19 protein-coding genes are annotated in these 21,387 nt (G+C 60.1%); 8 read left to right on the top strand and 11 right to left on the bottom strand.

Annotated elements, in window-relative coordinates:
* Positions 1–153: 153 nt before the first annotated feature.
* The 4 genes from BM364_RS07335 (at position 154) to hflX (ending at position 5,679) form a co-directional block, all read left to right on the top strand.
* Entirely contained in the window at positions 154–2,484 is a 2,331-nt protein-coding gene (locus BM364_RS07335) for a sensor histidine kinase NtrY-like (protein ID WP_092422878.1), read from the top strand.
* Positions 2,485–3,867 (top strand): nitrogen assimilation response regulator NtrX, encoded by a 1,383-nt coding sequence (ntrX, locus tag BM364_RS07330; RefSeq protein ID WP_092422876.1) that lies wholly within the window; start codon positions 2,485–2,487, stop codon positions 3,865–3,867.
* A 184-nt stretch (positions 3,868–4,051) separates the two neighbouring features.
* On the top strand, positions 4,052–4,303 hold the full coding sequence (hfq, locus tag BM364_RS07325; RefSeq protein ID WP_086469421.1) for an RNA chaperone Hfq: 252 nt from the start codon (positions 4,052–4,054) through the stop codon (positions 4,301–4,303).
* Between the two features lie 8 nt (positions 4,304–4,311).
* A complete protein-coding gene (gene hflX / locus BM364_RS07320; RefSeq protein WP_092422874.1) occupies positions 4,312–5,679 on the top strand; it encodes a GTPase HflX in 1,368 nt (455 codons plus the stop codon).
* On the opposite strand, the gene mazG is transcribed toward hflX, so the two are convergent.
* Positions 5,676–6,497, bottom strand: coding sequence for a nucleoside triphosphate pyrophosphohydrolase (gene mazG, locus BM364_RS07315; protein ID WP_092422872.1), 822 nt, complete (start codon positions 6,495–6,497; stop codon positions 5,676–5,678). The two genes, hflX and mazG, sit on opposite strands and share 4 nt — an antisense overlap.
* Before the next feature lie 128 nt (positions 6,498–6,625).
* Between mazG and BM364_RS07310 the strand changes: the two genes are divergently transcribed.
* Complete coding sequence (locus BM364_RS07310; protein ID WP_092422870.1) at positions 6,626–7,225, top strand: NAD(P)H-dependent oxidoreductase; 600 nt, start codon at positions 6,626–6,628, stop codon at positions 7,223–7,225.
* 57 nt (positions 7,226–7,282) lie between these two features.
* Here BM364_RS07310 and BM364_RS07305 read toward each other — a convergent pair whose 3' ends face one another.
* From BM364_RS07305 to BM364_RS07275, 7 genes are all read right to left on the bottom strand, one after another.
* Positions 7,283–8,092 carry an inositol monophosphatase family protein gene (locus tag BM364_RS07305; RefSeq protein WP_092422868.1) on the bottom strand — a complete coding sequence of 270 codons (810 nt, stop codon included), beginning with the start codon at positions 8,090–8,092 and terminating at the stop codon, positions 7,283–7,285.
* Entirely contained in the window at positions 8,089–8,925 is an 837-nt protein-coding gene (locus tag BM364_RS07300) for a glycerophosphodiester phosphodiesterase (protein WP_092422866.1), read from the bottom strand. Before BM364_RS07300 ends, BM364_RS07305 begins: the two co-directional genes overlap by 4 nt.
* A gap of 1 nt (position 8,926) precedes the next feature.
* On the bottom strand, positions 8,927–9,961 hold the full coding sequence (locus tag BM364_RS07295; protein WP_092422864.1) for an ABC transporter ATP-binding protein: 1,035 nt from the start codon (positions 9,959–9,961) through the stop codon (positions 8,927–8,929).
* 145 nt (positions 9,962–10,106) lie between these two features.
* Entirely contained in the window at positions 10,107–10,925 is an 819-nt protein-coding gene (locus BM364_RS07290) for an ABC transporter permease (protein WP_092422862.1), read from the bottom strand.
* 1 nt (position 10,926) lies between these two features.
* Entirely contained in the window at positions 10,927–11,808 is an 882-nt protein-coding gene (locus BM364_RS07285) for an ABC transporter permease (RefSeq protein ID WP_092422860.1), read from the bottom strand.
* Between the two features lie 158 nt (positions 11,809–11,966).
* Entirely contained in the window at positions 11,967–13,118 is a 1,152-nt protein-coding gene (locus BM364_RS07280; RefSeq protein ID WP_092422858.1) for an extracellular solute-binding protein, read from the bottom strand.
* Positions 13,119–13,376: 258 nt separating this feature from the next.
* The gene (locus tag BM364_RS07275; protein WP_092422856.1) at positions 13,377–14,390 is read right to left on the bottom strand and encodes a LacI family DNA-binding transcriptional regulator; all 1,014 of its coding nucleotides are present in this window, start codon (positions 14,388–14,390) and stop codon (positions 13,377–13,379) included.
* An 859-nt stretch (positions 14,391–15,249) separates the two neighbouring features.
* Here BM364_RS07275 and BM364_RS07265 point away from each other — a divergent pair.
* The 3 genes from BM364_RS07265 to BM364_RS18420 all read left to right on the top strand — a co-directional run bounded on the left by BM364_RS07265 (position 15,250) and on the right by BM364_RS18420 (position 17,909).
* A complete protein-coding gene (locus tag BM364_RS07265; protein ID WP_092422852.1) occupies positions 15,250–16,164 on the top strand; it encodes a tyrosine-type recombinase/integrase in 915 nt (304 codons plus the stop codon).
* Positions 16,165–16,175: 11 nt separating this feature from the next.
* Positions 16,176–17,012, top strand: a complete 837-nt coding sequence (locus BM364_RS07260) for a site-specific integrase (RefSeq protein WP_139232532.1) — start codon at positions 16,176–16,178, stop codon at positions 17,010–17,012.
* Positions 17,013–17,726: 714 nt separating this feature from the next.
* Positions 17,727–17,909, top strand: a complete 183-nt coding sequence (locus BM364_RS18420; protein ID WP_175528501.1) for a hypothetical protein — start codon at positions 17,727–17,729, stop codon at positions 17,907–17,909.
* Between the two features lie 28 nt (positions 17,910–17,937).
* Here the strand turns inward: BM364_RS18420 and BM364_RS07250 are convergent, their stop codons facing one another.
* From BM364_RS07250 to BM364_RS07240, 3 genes are read right to left on the bottom strand one after another with little or no spacing between them, the layout of a single operon-like run.
* Positions 17,938–18,228 carry a hypothetical protein gene (locus BM364_RS07250; protein ID WP_092422846.1) on the bottom strand — a complete coding sequence of 97 codons (291 nt, stop codon included), beginning with the start codon at positions 18,226–18,228 and terminating at the stop codon, positions 17,938–17,940.
* A gap of 30 nt (positions 18,229–18,258) precedes the next feature.
* Positions 18,259–19,791, bottom strand: coding sequence for a hypothetical protein (locus tag BM364_RS07245; RefSeq protein WP_092422844.1), 1,533 nt, complete (start codon positions 19,789–19,791; stop codon positions 18,259–18,261).
* Between the two features lie 24 nt (positions 19,792–19,815).
* Positions 19,816–21,348 carry an NAD(P)-binding protein gene (locus BM364_RS07240; RefSeq protein ID WP_175528500.1) on the bottom strand — a complete coding sequence of 511 codons (1,533 nt, stop codon included), beginning with the start codon at positions 21,346–21,348 and terminating at the stop codon, positions 19,816–19,818.
* Positions 21,349–21,387: the final 39 nt, after the last annotated feature.

The raw sequence follows: 21,387 nt of genomic DNA, 5'->3' as shown, positions 1-21,387 counted from the left end.
AGGGTGCGTGCGCGACTGTCACATTTTGGCAACATTTTTCTTGAAGGGTTGCTCGAATTGGGTCAGGGTCTTCCGCCTGAAGCTCCCAATGGGCGCCATTACGCGCGCTGCATGGGACGCTAGAACAGGGATCCGGAGAGAACCGAGCAGTGCATGACTGAGGCGCTCAGCAGCGACATCGAGGCCCTAGCCACGCCGATGACTGGGAAAAAAGGACCGCGCACGCTGTTATCCGGTCAGGGGAACGGGCCGCTTCGCGTGCTCGGTTTCTTTGTGGTTTTTGCGTCCGTTCTCATGTCTTCGGTGTCGTTTCTGATTCTGACGGGAACAACCAACATCGAGCCATCGGCTACGGTCTGGACTGCGATCTGGGTGGTCACGGGCATTCTCGTGCTGCTGGTGCTCGCGCTTGTGGTCACCGAAGCGGTTCTGCTGGTTCAGGCCCGGGTGCAGCGGGTACCTGGCTCGGCGCTCCAAATGCGCATGGTTGCGACCTTTGCACTGGTGGCCGGTGCGCCGGCGGTGCTTGTTGCCATCGTTGCCACCATTTCGCTGAACCAAGGCCTGGATCAATGGTTTTCCGAGCGTACGCGCGCCATGGTGGAGAGTTCCCGCCTCATTGCTCGCTCTTACATGCTTGAGCATGCCCAAGTGCTGCGGGACGATATTATCTGGGTTGCGACCGAGGTCGAGCAGTCGCATACGATCTTCGATCAGGATCCGACGCGGTTTACGCGCATCTTGACCGCTCTTGCGCAAACACGCTCACTGCCATTTGCGTCCTTGCTCGATAGCTCGGGCGCCGAAATCACCCGGGCCCAGATCAGTGTCGGCGGATCTTACCCCCGCCCGCCAGCCGGTGTGACGGACGGGGTTGTCGAAGGTATTCCGACGCCAATCGCGCCGGGTTCGACCCAGTTTGTCGGCTCCATCATCAAGCTGCGTGGCTATGATGACGTGTTCCTGTTCGTGGCGCGGCCGGTGGATGCGGAAGTGCTGCAATATATGCGGCTAACCGACGACAACATCACGGAATATCGCGAATACGCCTCGAACCGGCTGGTGTTTCAGATCACCTTCGCGATCATGTATGTCGGTTTGGCCGTGGTGCTGCTGCTCGCTGCCCTCTGGATCGGCATCGCGCTGGCCAACCGCTTTGTCGATCCGATTCGGAACCTGATGATCGCGTCGCGCCGGGTGAGCGGCGGCGACCTCGACGTGCGCGTGCCGGTGCAGGAGGGCAGGGGCGATCTTCGCGATCTTTCCAACGGCTTCAACCGCATGACGCAGCAGCTCAAGTCGCAGCGCGAAGCATTGCTCAACGCCAACGAGGTGAACGAGAAGCGTCGCCAGTTTACGGAAGCCGTGGTGGAAGGCGTGTCGGCGGGGATCATAGGCCTCGATGCCTTCGGGGCGGTTACCCTCGTTAACGCGCGGGCTTCCGAAATGCTTTCGCAGAGTGAAATCGACATGATGGGCGAAAGGCTCGAGGATATTTTGCCTGAGATTGCCCCAACCATGGAGAAGGCCCGGTCTGCGCGGCGTGGTCAGGTGCGCGACCAGATTCAGCTCGGCAACGAAACCAACCGTCGCATCTATCAGGTGCAACTGACGCGCGAAGGCTCGATCACGGAGTCCAAGGGCTATGTGCTGACATTTGACGACATCACTGAGCTGGAATCCGCGCAGCGTACGAGTGCGTGGGCGGATGTGGCTCGCCGCATTGCCCACGAAATCAAGAACCCGCTGACACCTATTCAGCTCTCGGCAGAGCGGCTGCGCCGTCGCTATGGCAGCAAGCTCGAGGAGGACCGCGAGGTTTTCGACAAGTGCATCAATACGATTGTCCGGCAGGTGGGCGATATCGGCCGGATGGTGGACGAGTTTTCCGCATTCGCCAGAATGCCGGAGGCTGCCCCCGAGCGTGCCGACCTGTCGGACACCATCCGGCAAGCGGTTTTCCTTGAGAGCGTTCGGCTTCCAGAGGTTGCCATCGCCACAGATTTGCCCGATGAGACGATATATGCCTGGTTCGACACGCGACTGGTCTCTCAGACGCTGACCAACCTGATCAAGAATGCCGTCGAAGCCTTCGAAGGGCTCGACATGGTCTCCGGCTGGCAGCCGGCAATCAGGGTCGAGGCGCACGAGGAAGGCAATCATGCGCGGATTTCTGTATCCGACAACGGCAAAGGGTGGCCCAAGGAGAACCGGCAGCGGCTGCTCGAGCCCTATATGACCACACGAGAAAAAGGGACCGGACTCGGCCTCGCCATTGTCGCCAGGATCATCGAGCAACATGGCGGCATTGTCGAACTGGTCGATGCCGAACCTGACGAACAGGGCAGGATTGGGGCCTGCGTGACCTTCACGCTGCCACTTCGTTCCCCAGACATGAACAACGATACGGACGCCTCGGCTCATTCCGAGCCGCAACATGTCCAACAGGAGGAATCGCTGATGCCGGCGGTTGTCCAGAGGTAAATGGCGCTAGATATTCTCATCATCGACGACGAAGACGATATCCGCGATCTGATTGCCGGTATCCTTGAGGATGAAGGCTACGAGACCCGCCAGGCGCATGATGCCGACAGCGGGCTCAACGAAATTGCGAGACGGCGGCCCAGCCTGGTCTTTCTCGATATCTGGATGCAGGGGTCGCGGCTTGACGGACTGCAATTGCTCGATGTCTTTCAGAGCCAGCACCCGGACATGCCTGTGGTGATGATCTCCGGCCATGGCAATGTGGAGACGGCGGTCTCGGCCATCCGGCGCGGTGCCTATGACTATATCGAGAAGCCCTTCAAGATCGATCGCCTCCTTCATGTCACCCAGCGGGCCATGGAGGCGACGCGCCTGCGCAACGAGGTGGCCGAGCTCAAGGAACGCTCCGCCAGCAAAGGCGGCGACATGGTCGGGCCATCGCCATCGCTGCAGCAGGTGCGCGGAATCATCGACAAGTCCGCGCCCACGAATTCGCGTATCTTCATTGCCGGACCTTCTGGTGCAGGCAAGGGTCTCGTTGCCCGCCTTATTCACCAGCGCAGCCCGCGTACACATGCCCCGTTCGTCGAGATCAACGCCTCTCTTTATGCACCCGATGAAGTATCAGTCGTTCTTTTCGGCCGTGAAAGTCGCGACAAGTCAGGCCTGCTGCAGGTGGAAGTCGGCGCGCTCGAGCGGGCCCATGGCGGTACGCTTTATCTCTCGGAAGTGACGACGCTGCCCGCTCAGGTGCAGACGGCCCTGCTGCGCACGCTGGTGGAAAACCGATTCACTCGCGTCGGCGGGGCACAGGCTGTGCCGATCGACGTGCGCATCATTTCATCGAGTTCGCAAAATGTTACGGCCCTGACCGAAAACGGAGATTTTCGTTCGGACCTTTTCCATCGGCTTGCCATCGTTCCCGTTCAACTGCACCCGCTCAAGGAACGGCGCGAGGATATCCCTCCGCTTGTTGGAGTATTCATCGAGCAGGTCTGCCGCATGCACAATCTGCAGCGCATGAATATCGGCGATGACGCAATCGCCGTGCTTCAGGCGCAGGACTGGCCTGGCAATGCCCGGCAATTGCGCAATTCGATCGAACGCCTGCTCATTCTTATGAAGGACCAGCAGCCCGAAGACGGTGTCATCACCGCGGCCATGCTGCCGTCCGATATTGGCGAGGTGCTGCCAACCGTAGGGGATGCGGACACCTCCGCCCACCTCATGAGCCTACCTTTGCGCGATGCTCGTGAAGTATTTGAGCGGCAATATCTCCTTGCCCAGATCGAGCGCTTCGGCGGCAATATTTCCAAAACTGCTGAATTCGTCGGTATGGAGCGCAGCGCCTTGCACCGGAAGATCAAATCGCTGGGTCTGTAGGCAGAATCCGAAAAAGCTGCCACGCCATGCGCAGAGCGCGGGTAGGCAGCAGGCATGACATGTGCCATAGTCGCTAATGTATGATAATTCTGGATAGAGGGAACTGGGCGGCAGTTTCCGATGTTCCGGACGCAAGTGATTGCGACAAAACAGCGACAATAAATGCCGCGACAAGAGGCCTAAAATGCCCAGCGAAAAGCAGCAAAACCTGCAGGATTCCTTTCTTAATCACGTCCGTAAGCAAAAGGTGCCAGTCACGATCTTTCTCGTGAACGGGGTTAAGCTTCAGGGGGTGATCACCTGGTTCGACAATTTCTGCCTGCTGTTGCGTCGTGACGCTCAGTCGCAACTGGTTTACAAGCACGCCATTTCTACCATCATGCCCGGCGCGCCGATCCAGTTGTTCGACCCCGAGCAAAACCACGATCACGACTGACAGGCTGCATGAGCGAATTCGACGACGAAGATGGCCGCCTGCCGGGCGGTCCCAAGCCCTTTATCGATCGGCAGGAGAAGCCGACCCGAACCGGGCTGATCTGCCCTGACGTCCGCGGCAAATCAAGCTACCACAGTCTTGAAGCGCGACAGGCCGAGTTCGAAGGGCTGGCCGAGGCTATTCGCCTGGACATCGCATTTTCCGATGTGGTCAAGGTTAGGGACATCCGCCCCGCAACCTATATCGGTGCAGGTCATGTCGAGACAATCGCCGAGAGGGTAAAGGCCGAAGAGGTTGAACTCCTGCTTGTCGACACGGCGCTCTCACCCATTCAGCAGCGCAATCTGGAGCGCGAAACTGGCGCCAAGGTGCTGGACCGCACCGCCTTGATCCTCGAGATTTTCGGTGAACGGGCTGCCACGCGCGAAGGCGTGCTTCAGGTCGAGCTCGCGCATCTCAACTACCAGAAGGGGCGTCTCGTGCGTTCCTGGACCCACCTTGAGCGGCAACGCGGCAGCGGCGGCATGGGGTTCATGGGTGGCCCCGGCGAAACGCAGATCGAAAGCGATCGCCGGCAGATTACAGAACGCATCGTGCTGCTTGAAGATCGGCTCGATAAGGTCAAGAAGACGCGCGCCCAACAGCGCCAGCAGCGCACCCGGGCGGCCATTCCCGTCGTGGCTTTGGTCGGCTACACCAATGCGGGTAAGTCGACGCTGTTCAATCGGCTGACTGGGGCAGGTGTCTTTGCAGAAGATCTGCTCTTTGCCACGCTCGATACGACGATTCGCAAGATCGAACTGCCACATGGGCGAGAAGTGATGTTGAGCGACACGGTGGGCTTTGTTGCAGACCTGCCGCACGATCTCGTTGCGGCATTCCGCGCCACGCTTGAAGAAGTGGTGGATGCCGACATCATCCTGCACGTGCGCGACATCGCCAATCCCGACCATGCGGGCCAAGCTCAGGATGTGCTGACGGTGCTTGATGAACTCGGCGTGTCTTCCGAAAAGACACCCGTCATCGAGGTGTGGAACAAGGTCGATCTTCTCTCCGAAACCGGCCTCGTCCTGGGGTCGGCGGCACCAGCGGGCAAGGTACTCGCCAGTGTGCCGGTTTCGGCTCATACGGGGCAGGGCATCGAAGATCTCAAGGATCTGATCGAACGCTCGCTCGGGGAGCAGGCTCGCACCTATCATGTCCATGTGCCGCACAGCGCGGGCAGCGATATCGGCTGGCTCCACAGCCATGCTGAAGTCGTCTCCCGCGATGAACCGAACGAGCGTGGGCAGGACTACGTGGTTCGTGTCGACCCGCGCCATCGCACCGCTTTTCTCGAGCGCTTCAACGGCCGCATCGCCACGTCCGATCTCTAACTGCCTTTGTTCTTGTCTGAAGCGCGCACTTCGTTCCAGTAGCCATCGAGCCGGTCGAGCCCCGCCTCGGCTGGCGCGATGCCATCTTGCCGGCATCGGTCTTCCACATAGTGGAAACGCCGCGTGAACTTGGCATTCGCGTCGCGCAGTGCAGCCTCTGCGTCAACACCAGCATGGCGGGCGAGATTGGCTACGGCAAAGAGCAGGTCGCCAATTTCCTCATGAGTGGCCTTTGTGTCGTTCTGCGCCTGAGCTTCGGCAACCTCGGCGATTTCTTCTTCGACCTTGCTCATGACGGCAGCAAAATCTGGCCAGTCGAAACCGACCTTGGCCGCCTTCTTTGTCAACTTTTCCGCACGGGCCAGGGCAGGCAGAACCTGAGGAACATCGTCGAGTGCGGAGACTGGCGCTGCGCTCTGGCGCCGGGCGGCCTTTGCGGCACGCTCCTGAGCCTTGATGCCCTCCCAACTCGCCTGCGCGCCGGACGCGTTGTTGGCGGATGTATCCCCGAATACGTGGGGATGCCTGCGGATCAGCTTCTCGGTGATGGCGTAAATGACATCGCCAATATCGAAGTGTCCCGCTTCCCGGGCCATTTGAGAATGAAAGACCGGCTGAAGCAGCAGATCACCGAGCTCCTCCCGAAGATCGGCGAAATCCTGCCGCTCGATGGCATCGGCAACCTCATAGGCCTCTTCGATCGTGTAGTGCCGGATGGACGCGAAATCCTGCTCCAGATCCCAGGGGCAGCCTGTATCAGGATCTCGGAGCGCGGCCATGATTTCGATGAGACGGGAGATGTCGCGAGAAGGCTGCATGGGTATGGTCCGAAGAATCGCTTCAATTCATCATATGCGCTGCGCCACGGAGTGAAGCCATTTCTTCCGGTGCGCGTTTGAAACGGACGATCAAACAATCGGAAATGCTCAACTAATCTGGTGAACCCATGGCCAAGCCTAAGATAGCAGTGATCTTCTATTCCACATACGGCACCAACCTACAGATTGCCCAAGCGGCCGCCAAGGCAGCAGGTGAAGCTGGCGCTGAGGTCCGTCTTCTGCGCGCGGCTGAGACAGCGCCATCGCAGGTCGTCGAGGGCCAGGCGGCATGGAAAGCCAATCTGGACAAGATGCAGGACATCGCCGAGGTCACCCCTGACGACATGGTCTGGGCGGACGGCTACTTCATATCCGCACCAACCCGGTACGGCGTCGTCGCCAGCCAGCTACGTGCTTTCATAGACACTCTGGGACCGGTTTGGAGCGAGGGCAAACTGGCAGACAAGACATTCACCGCCACCACAAGCGCTCAGAATGTCCATGGGGGGCAGGAGAGCACTTTATTGAGCCTTTACACCACGGCCATGCACTGGGGCGCGATCCTGGTCCCACCTGGCTATACCGACCCTGCCTTGTACGAAGCGGGCGGCAATCCTTACGGATATTCAGCGTCGGCGGGCTCCTTTGACGAGAAGGGTAGGGTGGCCGTAGCCCACCAAGCGAAGCGCCTGGTGGAATTCACGACCAAAGTCAGGTCATCCGCTTAACTCGGATAGACGCGAAGCGCGCCGACCGGGGCTTTAGTATTCTACAGGTCCAGTCGGTTATGCGGGAGGGTTCTTAGGCAGAACGTCGCGCAAGTGTTCCATGAGATAGAGGTGCGTGGCCGCGTTGGCCACGATCAAAACGCCCGTGCGTTCGAACACTTCCGGCCCGCGACCCCACCAGTCGGTGACGATTCCGCCGGCTTCTTCGACGAGGAGAATACCGGCGGCGGTGTCGACGAAGCCGGTTTCTTCATAGTAGCCGGTGAGCCGGCCGCAGGCGACATAGGCGCAGGAATTGGCGGCGCTGCCGACGATACGAACGGCGCCGATAGGCGCGCGGATAGCGTCAAGGCGTGCATAAGCGCTTGGATACAATGACAGATTTGGTGTCGGCAGGCCGGTGCCGATGCACATGGTAGCAATGTCGGTCTGCCCGCTGACCTGGAGGCGTTCGCCGTTGAGGTAGGCGCCTTCGCCCTTGATGGCGGTGAACATTTCATCAGCGACCGGGTTATAGACCAAGCCGCAAATTGTCTCACTGCCGCGGCGCAAGGCGATGGTGATGGTATAGTGCTGACCATTGAGAAAATTGGTCGTGCCATCAATGGGATCGACCAGCCAATGGTGGTCGTCGGCGCCTTGGGCTGGGGCGAATTCTTCGCCGGTCAGGCCCCAGGGGTAGCGGCCGAGGAGTTGGCTGCGGATCAGTTGCTCGGATTCGCGATCGGCGTCGGAGACGAAATCGCCGGGGCCCTTGATGCCGATATCGAGGTCGCGGAAGCGGCGGAAATGCTCGAGCGTCAAGGCGCCGGCTTCGCGTGCCGTGGCGACCATGTCATTGAGAATGCTGGTGTAATTTACGGTCATGCAACAAGAGCCCGATGGAGCCCCTCCGGGTCGTCGGTGGTGATCTGGTCGACTTTGAGGGCAAGCAGGCGCTCGACCTGGGGCAGGGTGGTGCCGTCGACGGTGCGAATGGTCCAGGCGTCGACCTTGCGGCCGGCAGCGTGGATGGGGGCAACGATATCGAAGCCGGAATCTTGTGCGGCGAGAACGATTTCGTGGGCGAGATAGATGAAAGCGGCGTCAGGCGCTGGGGCGAGGGCGTCCGAAATGAACGCCTGGTAGTCACCCGTCTGGTGCAGGCGATCGAGCGAGGGGCCGTAGCAGGGATCGTAGCCTATCCGAGCCAACGGTGCCGATTGCGTTAGCAAACGGTTAGCACTTGGGTCCGCTCCAGAGAGAATTATCGAGCGCGCGACGGGTGAAACCGTGACAGCAAAATTGTGCACGATTTCGGGCGAGAGAGCCGCCAGGTCTTCCTTGAAATCCAGTTGCAGCAGCGCTTCGGGGTGCGGCTTTTGCTCTGCGAGCAACGCGCAGAGATCTTCGAGCAGCATGACGCGCTCGGCGATCGGGGCGCCGTCATTGCCGCGCAGTTGAAGCTGACGAAGCGTTCTCCCATCCGTGTCGCGGACGCGGCCAGTGCCGGTGGTCTCTTCTTCAAGCGTCAGGTTGTGGAGGATAGCAAAGCCGTGATCGGCGTGGATAACCAGATCCACTTCGACGCTGGCGCCAAGGCGCATGGCTTCGGTGATGCGGGTGCCGGAGAAGGCCGGATCGGATGCGCGCCGGCGGCCGCGATGCCATTTGAGCCAGGTGCGGTGGCCGGCCCGTTCGATAAACAGCGGATCGGTCATCTCAGCTCCTGAAAACTTGTCTACCGTCGCGGAAGGCGGCCACGGCACGCGGTGCAAGGTTGACGCTTTGCCCGGTGCTGAAGCGATCGGGGTGATCGACCATGGCTTTGACGCGGATCGCTTCGGGCAGGTCGAGATCGACAAGGCCATGCGTCCCATAGTCGGTGACGCGATGCACGACGGCTTGTCCTTGATCGGCCAGGCTAAGATCGAGCGCTTCGGGGCGCATGGCCAGAATTGCCGGGCCATCGGAGATAGGCAGGTCAAGCGATAGACCGGCGCGATGGAACCGGCCGTGGGCGACCTCGCCGTCGATCAGGTTCATGGTGCCGATAAAGCCGGCGACGAAGGGGGTTTGAGGATTGCGGTAGACGACATCGGGGCGGTCGATCTGTTCTGTCCGCCCATCGCGCATGACCACGATACGATCTGCCATGGAGAGGGCCTCATCCTGGCCGTGGGTAACGAAGAGCGTCGTGATCTTGAGGCGTTGCTGGATGTCGCGGACTTCTTCGCGCAAGCGTTCGCGCAAGTGCTGGTCAAGGCTGGCGAAAGGCTCGTCGAGCAAGAGGATCTTGGGCTCGAGCACGAGGGAGCGGGCGAGGGCAACGCGCTGCTGCTGGCCTCCGGAGAGCTGGTGCGTCTTGCGCTCGCCATAGCCGGCAAGACCGACGAGGTCGAGCACGGCTTCGACCTTTTCGCGGATTTCGCTTTTGCCGGTGCGGCGAAGTTTTAGGCCAAAGGCGAGGTTGTCGAAGACATTCATGTGGGTCCAGAGCGCATGGCTCTGGAACACCATGCCTGTCGGGCGCCGCTCGGGCGGCAGGTGGGTGATGTCTTCGCCATCGATGGTGATCAGGCCAGAGGACGGATCTTCGAAACCGCCCACCATGCGCAGAAGCGTCGACTTGCCAGAGCCTGAGGGGCCGAGAAGGCAGACGAGTTCGCCATCGGCGACATCGAGCGAGAAGCTGTCGACGGCCTTGGTGCCACCGGGGAAGTATTTGGAGACGGATGAAATCTTGAGAACGGACATTTTTATTCCTTCACCTCTCCTTCTGGGGGAGAGGTCGGCGCTTGCGCCGGGTGAGGGGGCCTGAACCGGATGCGAGGCAAGGCCCCCTCACCCGACCCAAGAGGGTCGACCTCTCCCCCAAGGGGAGAGGTGAAGAAGTGGTCCATCACCCCCCGAATCCCCGTGCAAAAGAACCCGAATTCACCACGCGGCGGGCGAAAAGGAGGGCGATGAAGCTGGGGATCCAAAGCAGCACGGAAAGCACTGCGCCGAACTGGATGACGGGCTGGTTGTTGATGAAGCTGATCATCAGCACAGGCAGGGTGCGAACCTGCGGCGCGCCGATGAGCCAGGCGCCTTCAGTTTCGTAGAAAGTGCCGACGAAACTGAGCAACAGGGCGGCGGCGATGGTGGGGCCGGCCTGGGGCAGGGTGATGGACCAGAAGACGCGGAACGGTCCGGCCCCGACATCGCGCGCCGCTTCCTCCATTCGCCGGTCGACAGCCTGGAAGGCGGCGACAGGGATCCAGATCATGAAAAGCAGCGTGCCGACGAGCTGAATCAGCACGACACCCCAGAAGGTGCCGATGAGATTGAGCTGGAGGAAGATGGCGGCGATGGCGACGAGCAGACCGAATTTGGGGAAGGCGTGGCCGGCAAGGAACGAGAAGAAAAGGATATCGCGGCCGGGAAAGTCGAGCCGGGCGAAGGCATAGGCGGCGGGCAGGCAAATGATGGCGGAGAGCAGCGTCACCACCGAGGCGAGCGTCAAGCTCATCGAGATCGAGCTCCACACATCGGCGCGGGCCAAGGTTGCCGACCACCAGCGCAGGCCAAATTCCTGCGGAATGATGGAGGGAAAGCGCCAGACATTGGTGAAGGCCCATATGCCTACTACAAGGAGCGGACCGATGATGGCGATGGTGAGGAGGACGGCAAAGACGATGCCGGTCCAGTCGATGCGTCGTGAAACAAGAGTTGCCATTTCAGGGCGTCCGGTTCTTGGCAACGGAGCGGATATAGAACAGCCCGAAGACGATGCAGAAAGCGAAGGTGATGACGGCCTGGGTGATGGCCATGGGCGGGTTCTGCAGATCGCGGAAGGTGCGCTGCATGAAAGGGCCCATCATTTCGGGCGCTGCGGGACCCAGCACATAGGGCAGAGTGAAACTCGAAAAGATGCCTAGGACACCAAAGGAAATGGCAACGAGGATCGAATTGGTGATGCGCGGCAAGATGATGTGCCAGAGAATGGCGAGGCGCCGGGCGCCGACATCGCGCGCCGCTTCGATCGTGGCGTTGGACACTGCGCCGAGGCCCGAAACGAGGATCAGGACGGTGAGCGGGATATTGTCCCAGACAAGGCCGATGACCGGGCCCCAGGGGGTAAGGTAGGGCGAGCGGATGCGTGGCAAACCTACGCCATTAAGCAGGAGATCGACCGTGCCGTTGGGACCGAGCACGCGAATAAAAGCGTAGCTCAGGATGATCGAGGGTACGAACATCGGAAAGATCGCCAGGCTCTGCACAAAGGCGGCAATGCGATTGCTGGTGAAGCGCAGATATAGCGCCAGCGGCAGGCAGATCACCAGCAAGAGGGCAGCGCAGACCATGGTGGTCCAGAGCGTAACCGTCAGGTTGTTGAGGCTATAGCGGTCGGAAAAGAAGAACTGGTAGTTGGCAAACGAGAACGACGTACTGCCATCGGTGCCGACCTGCATCAGCGAGCGGGGAATAGCGGTCAGGATTGGCCAGATCACCATCCAGGCCACAAGAAAGACAGGGATGGCGACAAGGAAGAGGCCGGCATATTTACGGCCTCGCCTGGTGCCCGCGACGGAAACGGTCGCAGCGGTGTGTTCGGTCATGGAGTACTGACTGCGTTTTGGGCGCGGTTCGCGCCGCATTGCCTGGTTGTCGGCTCGATCGCATCCCTCCCCTCAAGAAGGGAGGGGGCCAAATCTGTGATTGTGATGCCCCCATCCAGCCTCCCCCGGTTTTGGGGAGGCTGGGTGGGGCGCGATGCTTAGGCGTTGCGGTCGACGTTGGGCGCGACGGCGCGGTACCAGCCGTCATTGACCGCCACTTCCCATTCCCCGCTCGGGAAGGTCGGGATGGTGGTGGGAATGATGTCGGCATAGCGCTCGCGCAGGTCGGACGAAACGTAATCCCAGGAGACGCCGGGGAAGCCGCCGAGTTCGGTCAGGACCTTGGACTGGATTTCCTCGGACAGGAGGTAATCGGCCAGCTTGATCGACATGTCGCGGTTGGTGCCGTTTTCAAGAACGAGACTGCGCGAGAAGCCGCCGGGCAGAGCGAGATCGGTCAGCTGCACGAGGCCGGTAGTTTCCGGCAGCACGCCATTGGCAAGCGCCTGCAGGGCCTGGTCGGACCAGACGGGGATCATGGTGACGGCCGATTGGCTCAGCAACTGCACCGACTGGGTGTTGCCGCTGGTATAGGCGCCGTTGTCGAAGAGCGACGGAGCGAGATCGGCAAGGATGTCCCAGGCTGGGTTGAGCATCGCCTCGGCCGCTTCGGCCGAATAGTTGTCGACCGTGAACTTGGAGGTGTCGCGGCCATTGGCCTCGAGAATGGCGCGGCGCACGAAGTTGCTGCCCGAGCCGCCTTTGTCGGGACGGTTGTAGATGAACTGGCCCGGATTGGCCTTGATCCAGGCGACCAGAGCTTCCCAGGTCTTGGGCGCGTCGGCGACCGGCAGCTTGGTGGTGTCATAGGCCAGGAGCACCTGCGAGCCGCGATAGGGCAGGGCGTAATCGGTATCCATGGCGAGCGGATTGACGCGCGACCAGTTTTCGAGGCCGGCTTCTGCGAAGTTGACGTATAGGCCTTCATCGATAGCGCCGACCGGCAAGTGCGGGTCGCCGGTTTCGAAGTAATCGGCCTGCGGATCGGTGCCGGTCTGCATGGCGGCGCGGGCGCGATCGAGAATGGCCAGCTGCCCCGAGCCGTCGCCGGCATCAACCAGGTTCAGCGTGATTCCGGGATTGGCGGCCTCGAAGCCGGGCTTGACGTGATTGGTCCAGAAATCGAGGATGTTGGTATCCGAGCTCGTGTACCAATCGATGGTGCCTTCAGCAGCAAAGGCGAGCTTGGGCAGGACCAGCGTACCCACGGCCGAGCCTGCGGCCATGATCACGAATTGACGACGTTTCATCTGTTTCTCCCGGGTGGGCGGCAGCCACCGCTATGATTGGGCGCCGGAAGGAACCGGCGGGGTATTGGGTCGGCCGAAGGGGTGCGGCCTGCCCAATGAGCGCTGACCTGTCACGCATGCGTGGCTGCAGCGCGAGAAGTCGCCCGGCTATGCACGCAGTTGCACAAAGGACCGGGTTCGCGGTGCTTAATAGGAGTTCCAGTTGAAGCTTTGATGACGCTTTGTTCATTGCACATGTGTGCAAGAGAACTGCATCGGTCAGCGCGAGTTGGCCCTGACGGATCGGCGCCAGACGGGAAGCGGCTCAAAGAGCTTCCGCTCGGAGCCCCAGGCATGGGGCTCGGCGAGCAAGTCGACCGCATGATCGGCCATGGCTGCCAGGGGCTGAGCAAAAGTGGTCAAGCGGTAGGATTCCCAGCCGCCCTGCTCGATATCGTCGAAGCCAACGACGCATACATCGTCCGGTATCCGCAGGCCAAATTCCTGCCGGGCGGCGTCCATGAAACCCAGGGCCAGCAGATCGGTGACACAGAAGACCCCATCCGGCCCATCAGAGCGGCCAAAGAGCCGCCGCCCGGCCTCAAGTCCGGACGCATAGGTTGTGGGGCCCGCTCGTGTCACTGCGACGTCGAGGCCGGCTTTTCTGGCAGCTTCGACAAACACGTCCTCGCGTTGCAGGAGGCTGGCGGTTCGCGCCGTGGAGGTGACCACAGCCAGCCGCCGACAGCCGGCACGCTGGAGCAGAAAGAAGGCTTCCCGCGCACCCATGGCGTTGTCGACGCCCAGGTTCTGGCTGCCCTGAAGATGGTCGGCGCGGTTGATCAGTATGACTTGCTGCCCGTTTGCAAGGCAGGTTTCGATCAGGCTTGCCGGAGGCGTGCCGGAAAGAACGATGGTGGCATCCGCACGATAGTTCAGCGTCTGCCGCAAAGCGGTAGCAACGCTCTCATCATCGCTTTCGGTGTTGATCACCATGGTGATCTTGCTGGCCGCCTGAAGTTTGCGGGTCAATTCGTCGACTAGGCCGGCGCGGATCGGCGTTGTGAGGTCGGCCACCACGAGGCAGACGATGTTGCTGTTTTCGCGCAGGCCGCGGGCAAGGTGATTGACGTGGTAACCAAGCGCTCCTGCGGCAGCGAGCACCTTGCGGCGCGTGGCTTCGGATACGCTGGCGCCATCGGTGAAGGTGCGCGACACCGCCGAGCGGGACACACCGGCGCGTTCGGCAACCATGCGCGCGCTGACAAAGGGACGGCGCTGCAGGTCGGTCATTCTGAACGTTCCAAGAGTGATTAGCGCAATTGTGCCGGGCAGCGAGGTCGGGTCAAGAGATCAAATCCTCATCGGCGGAACAGCAGCACCAATCAGCGGAACACACGTAGCAGCTATTGAAACTACTGACCTGGTGGATATTGCGCACGGATGAGAAGGCGGCGAGAGCGTTCAGGCCCTCAGGCAGCACCCGGCGTTCCTCAATGTGCGGGCACTGGCGAGGACATTGCGGTTTCGATCAACAACCTTCTGCCACTCAGGGCCGTTCATCATGACTGACCTGGACACGCCATTATCGCCTTGGATCCCATAGAACCCCGGATCGCGTAGGTCGAGGCTAGCGGGCAGGGTGCTGAGCTCTGATACCTTCAACCCGCCGGAATAGATGGTCTCGAGCATCGCCGCGGTCCTGGCGAGTGATATCGCTTTCGTGGATCCTGGTTTGCCGGCCTTGACGTCCGTATACGCGCAATCCAGCACCTTGGTAGCTTGCTCGACGGTGACGAACCGCAACGACTCCTTGACCACTGCGCCGTACCGCTTTTGCGGGGTTTTGCGCGATTTGCCCGACTTCGACAGCGTATTTGTAAAAAGAGCGGATGGCTGAAACCGCTCGCCGGAGTGTAGCTTACCACATAAGCCTACAACCCGGTCGGCGGGAAGGCCGAGAAAATAGGCCCGGTTTATCCCTAAAGCCTACAACACCTTATCCTTGAGTTTACAACAAATCCAAGTTGATACCCTAAAAGGGTACAACCACTGCCGCGAATAGTTTGGACTGAGGCGGCGTTGACCCGACTGGATCGAGCTGGCCGGCTGCCATAAAGGGTAGAATAACCTTGTCCGGTTACGAAGGAGCATGGACCGGCAAACCAAGAAAACCTTCGATACTGCCTATTCAGCGATCTGGGCCTCCTACGAGGAATATCTGGTCAAGGAGCGAGGGAACTCGTCAGCTACCATTAAGACCAAAAAGGCGCTCGTGAACGCCTACACCCATCGCGTGCAGGAGGGTGATCTGCCCCTCAGGGCAGCAACGATAACAGGGCTGACCCCTCAAGTGTCTTCACATCACATCGGCGAATATTCGAAGGGTGTCCAGCCAACTTCAGTAGCGCAGGCCATATCGGTGTTGGACGAATTCTTTACCTTTCTGGAGCGCCAAGGAACCGTAGCTGTAAACCCGATATTTCGTCCCGCTGATCTAATCGTGACGTGGCATGCTCCGGGCGCATTGTCTGATGATGAGGTTGAGGCAATTTTCCACCTACTGCCGGTTCACGACATCGCCTGGGTCGAGGCACGCGATCGCGCAATCCTTCACCTGTATTATGATGCCGAATTGGATCCCTCCCAGCTGTTCAGCCTTACGGCGAGCGCTTTTGATGGCGAGAGACTTCGAGTGCGGGGTGGCCGCGATAGATCGCTTGCAACTCTCAAGCTTCCCAGGGTCGCGGCCGAGGCACTGTCCAACTATCTGCTTTTGTGGCCCGGCTCTTTTCTTCCGGATGATCCGTTGTTCAGACACCATCGGTACCACCGCGGAGTTAACCAGAAAGGACACGCCAGGTTCTTGCAAATGAAGGCGGAGCACTTGCAGTTGAGGTACACGGCAAGGCTGCTGAGAATGGCCGGAGTGAAAAGGCGTATGGCCGAGCGCCCGAAGCAGGGAAGGACGCGGACACCACCGAAATGGCAACGGGGTGCCGATAAGGATTGGGACTTCGAAGCTCTAATTTTGGCCTTCAGGCAGACCCATCCTCGGTGGGATTGAGTATGGAATCCATGGATGATGAACTGGAGGTTGCCTGGCAAAAGTCAGTCGTCACGAACGGCCCGCCCTCCTTGATTGAGCGATATTTACGCGAAGTATCGCGATTCAGGGGCTGGCTTTCAGCGCGCCATATCGGTCTACTGACCGTCAATCGGGATACTATCGAACAGTATGTGTTAGAGCGTGAGCCTCGGGAAGCCGCAACGGTGGCGTCGATCAAGTCCCTATTTCGGTTCCTGCTTGCCAATTCCGAAATCGCAGTCGATCCCGCGGAACATATACGCTGGCGAAAGCCGGTGCTGCAGCGCAAAGCCTTGGATGAGACGAGCGTGCATGGCTTCTTGGATCAGCTTTCGCCGTGGCATTGCGCCGATGACTTCGGTCCGAAGCAATACTTCCCGCGAGTACGGGCTTGGGCAATGGCGGAGCTAGCCTACTCGTCCGGGATGTCCACTGAAGAACTCGTAAAAATCGGTCTGAAGGACACCGATCTGCCGCGGTTGTCCGTGACCGTTGATAATCGGCTCGTTCCGATAACGCCGCGTGCGCGGACAGCCATCTCGTATTGGCTGCTTATCAGGAACGCGCTCCTCGACGTGCCGGCACGTTTCCTGTTTCACGGTCGGGGCCTTCCGCATGCGGCAATGACGCAGCGGCCTTCTGCCGACTTCCGCTTTTTCGAAATTGCAGGGCGCCGCTACACGATGGTGGAGCTTCGGCACGCGTATATCGTGCACGCCGCCGACCGGGGGCTGTCTTTGGCCAACATCTGCCGCCTTACCGGGCTAGGCGTGGCTCAGGTCGAAAGCATCCTCAAGGAATACCTCATTGACGCTCCAGGATCGTAGACCAGTTTACACGAGTTCCACGACGATCGTAGGTAAATGGCAGGGAGGGCGCGGGAAAATTGCCATCCGCCAACGTCCCCATCCACGCCGTTCAGGTTGAAGTCGACCGAGCAAGTTGGAAAGCCCAACCGACCAAATTCAGGCATCCGTTTCCGCAGGCCCTAGCACGGCAAGCCGGTCCGTTTCCGGTGAACCTGCTTGAAATGCTGAACAGGCGGGGGGAATTGACGCCCCCGACGCTCACGTCCCAAATAGGCGTCGCAAGGCTGGCCTCTCCTCCGATGTCTGCGCATCATGGCCGATCCACCGCCCTGAAACCGCGAAACGAGTGGCGAGCTGTCGATCTTCACCGGACGGGAGTTGCAAGCGATAATGTTGGGGTCGGGCTCGCGACTACCGTGCTCGCTCTGGTTTTCAACTATACTGCCTACCCAACGGTCGCGATTTCCATCATCGGTTGGCAAAGCACGGTTAGGAAGCTTCCATCGGCGGCGTCCCGCCCAAAGTACGAAGGGTTGACAGTAGTTCCCTTTTTGTTCTTTCATTGCTTTGCTCACGTAGGCAGTGCGTGACCTTCCCATCGCCGGCCTAGCCGGCCCATCGAAGAAACGACGCCATGAGCGAAAACAAAGTCCCTGCGGCATCTGCCGCGGATATGCTGCACGCGCCTACATCGACGCGCTCGCAGCAGCCGAAAACGTCAAAATCAAATCAATGATCCGCGGATCCGCACCGCAGGACTCCCTGGAAACCATCCTTACCGATCTCGAAGACGATGACGACGGCGAAGGCCCGCATCTTCGGGTGGACCTTGTCCTCGCCGCGGTTCTCACCGCAAAGGCGGTGGCAGGCGAGCCGGGATGGGCCAAACGCCTTTTTCCCGCAGACATAAGGTGACAATCTACCCCATATGCCGACAACAGGATCAATGTGTGGGAGGGACGATCGGCGCCAGAGCGCCGACCAACGACACGGCGTAATTGACCGACGACGGTGACCCCTCGAACCTAAAGCCCCAAGCCGCGCCGCCGTTTTCTTCCTCGGCATAGACTACAACCCTGAGTCCGTCGAGCTCTTGCGGGTCCGCTGCCTGATCCAGTGCATTCTGCACCGTCGCTCTGAGCGGGCAGACTATGGCGGACACGGCATCCAAGATTTCGTCCAGTGGCTTCTGGACGCCTTGGAATTCGATTATCCAGCTCACCTGTTCGGTCAATCGAGGCCTCGCAACCTATCTTTCGGATGGTCACTCCGCGGCGCTAAGGGACTTATGCTCTATGCTGGCCACTTCCATTTCCCCGCGCTTGTTCATGGCACTACGCCACTTGAAGCCTCGGCCCGCGAATTCGGCAACCGCTCTCTGCAGAACCCAGGCAGTCGCGTATCGGACGGGTCGGTGAACGCATACGTCGGCGAGCAATTTGAGACCGGAATAACGCGGGAAATGGGGGATCGACGCCGAGACGGCGGCGAAAACCTCCAGAAACTCGTTCTGCTCGCGGCCGCGGCCCATGAGATGACGCAAGAGATCATCTGCTCCGTCATCAAGGACATAAAGAGCGGGTTCTAGAAAACTACCCCTGAATTTATCCGTGGAGCCCTCGGCCTTAGCCATATCCAGCAGGACGATAATGGTCAAAGACGCGGTTTCGAGACTGACGGGAAGACCTGTCGCGGCCATCCGGAACGCGACGGGAGACAAGTGCTCCGCCAGGTCGCCGATCACTTCGAGCGCGTCATGCTTCAGGCCGTGCCGCGCATGCGCCTTTAGGATCCTCATAGCGTAGTCGCTACGTTCGCTACGCGTCTTCGGGAGATGATCCTGAACGCCAACGAGAAAATTGACGCGCGCCTGCGTCATCGCGGTTCGATGGATCGTCGCCGTCAGCAGTTCGGGACGCTCGGCTATGGTCGCAGAAATGGTCTTGAAGTCCAGGCGCGGCACCTCGAGCATCGCTCTCTGGAACTGGTCGTACACGCTGGCCTTACGGAATACTTGGAGATGATCCAAACCCATGCGGTCTAGGTTGGCGAAGGCACTCTTGAACTCAGCTGCGCCATAGAGGAGTGCCAACATCTCGTCGTAGGCCACGACAAGGCTTAGGTCTGGAGGAGCGCTCGCGCGCTTCCTCTCCTCCTCCTCGACGAACTTTGCACGAGCATTGTGGGACCGGATGGCATCATCGTCGGCGGTCCGCAGGCCGAACGTCTGCATCGCGGCAGATATCGGCACGGCATAGGCCAAGTCTTCTGCCACGGCCACGATCATGCCGAGCACGTCGCCGGCATCGTCCATGACCAGCGTGCCGCCGTCGCCAGCAACGGCAAACGGTCCGTTCTCGCCACGGATCGAGAAAGCCCCGCGATAAATCTGCTTGGTGCCGTCGCCACGTTTGATGAACATGGGCGTATCTACTGCGGCAATAGTACCCTTGGCGGCCCGGGCCGAGCCAACATCTCTTGTCACCCTGGCACCCAAGCTCGGCGGTCCGTCGGCGACGGTATGCTCGATCGGCGCTACCTCGACATTCTGATGCAGGCGAACCGGCTTGAGTGCAGCCGCGATCGGCATTCCGCGTTCGCCCCATGCGGCGACATCGACGCCCACGACGGTGCCGATGGGAGCGCCCCCGACTTCAAGGCTGTCGTCCGCCAAGAAAAACGCTCCCGGGACAAGCGCGAAGAGATCGTCTCCGTCACCCTGCACCGCAATCGGGCCGATCGACAGATCCCGGCCGACATTGTCGGCGAAGATCCGCAATCCCGGCTGTATCAACATTGGCTCAATCCATGTCCGTTACATTCAAACCCATTCAGCGACCGGTTCTGGCACGATGAAGCAGGCGATGCCGAAGAGATCGGTAGGTAGCTGGCGATGATCAACACTGTCGGGCGCATAATAAACTCTAAAGCCCTTCTTGTTGTTTAATCCAGATGCATCGCATGTTGCGCGAAATTTGGCCCAAAGATAGTCCTCGGCCAAATCTTTCCGGAATTCGATGAACTCCTGACTGAGAGGATCGCGAAGGGGCACCCCGTTGCAGGACTCGAAGAAGTCGTCGGGCAACTTGGCCGGCCGGAGAATGTCTCCCAGGTAAAGCTGCGCCGTTTTGAGCGAAGCGATCTCGCCTTTCTTCAGGAGCCAGTTCAAGCCTCCACCGGGCCCGATTCTCATGACCACTTTGTTTCCCGCCGCGACCGGCACCAACGATTTGGCCGTCTTTATCATCGGCTCGTCGGTGATCGGATCCCTTGTGACTTTTCCTTGGGTATAGCGGACGGCTCCATCGGCCAGCGCCGCGGCAATCATGATCTTGTGGACCGGTGCGGAGTTGACCGCATAGGGGAATGGAAGCGTACCCACCAGTGTCACCGTCATGCCGGTCACGCGGGAGCGGAGGAGGGCGCGTGCGTCGTTGGAAAGGCTGCGCTCGACCAGGTCCGAATACGCCCGGGCATAATATTTCGCGGCTTCCGCGGTTGAGCCCTTCTTTTTGGCCTCCACCTCGATTGCAGTGACGGCCGGCCGAAGGCCCGACGCCTCCATGTCTTTGATCAAGCGGAAGCAGATATGGCCGCCCTCGAATTCTTCCTGCAAGATGCGGAGCGTGTCGATGAGGCCGCCGTCGCCCGTGCCGGCGATCGTGAAGCTCCGATGACCGGATTCCACCAAACCGTCGAGATCGTCGGGATCCCAGTAGGATCGGTCCGTGTCCCACACCTTGATCTCGGCGCCGAAGCCGGTGGCGACGAACACGTGGTCATATAGCTCCGACTTAGGGCTTGTATGGCCGGGTTCCGTGAAGACCACCTTCATGGTGCCGGCGGCGGTGCGTTTGATGTCGGTGACCGTCCGGTTCAGCCGCAGTTGCTGCATACGCGGGAGAAAGAACCTCCGCCACTCCCTCTCGATCGACTTGGCCGCGACATCGCTGGTTGCTTCGTACCAATCGAGATAAGGCTGCGACGTCGTCGGTTTGAGCGTTAGTGACGGCCAAAAATTCACCGTCGGGTGAACGTACCTGTGCCGTGCGTTCTTTTGGCACTTCACGAGTTCCGTGTTCGCTTCGAACAGGGTCACCGTATGGCGTTTCGCGACAAGCGCGGCACTGGTGGTCAAACCCGCGATCCCTCCGCCGATTACGGCGACCCGGGCGTTGGGCTTGTGGGCGCGTTCTTCGGACCAAGCCCAAACGGTATTGAAGGCACGTGCCTGTTGGCTCGCGAAACTCACGCGTGAACCGAAAGGACCAATGAAGGAGATGCCCTGCCGACCGGGAAGGCTGGACGCGGTATTGAACAACGTCACGCGATCTTGGTTTTCTTCTTCGATCATGCAAGCAAACTTGGTCATTCCTCAACAAGAGTGCCTTGT

The sequence above is a fragment of the Devosia crocina genome (assembly GCF_900116545.1).
In the GTDB taxonomy this organism is placed as follows: domain Bacteria; phylum Pseudomonadota; class Alphaproteobacteria; order Rhizobiales; family Devosiaceae; genus Devosia; species Devosia crocina.
Note: the sequence above shows the minus strand (reverse complement) of the source record. Positions and strands in the feature narration are given on the sequence as shown.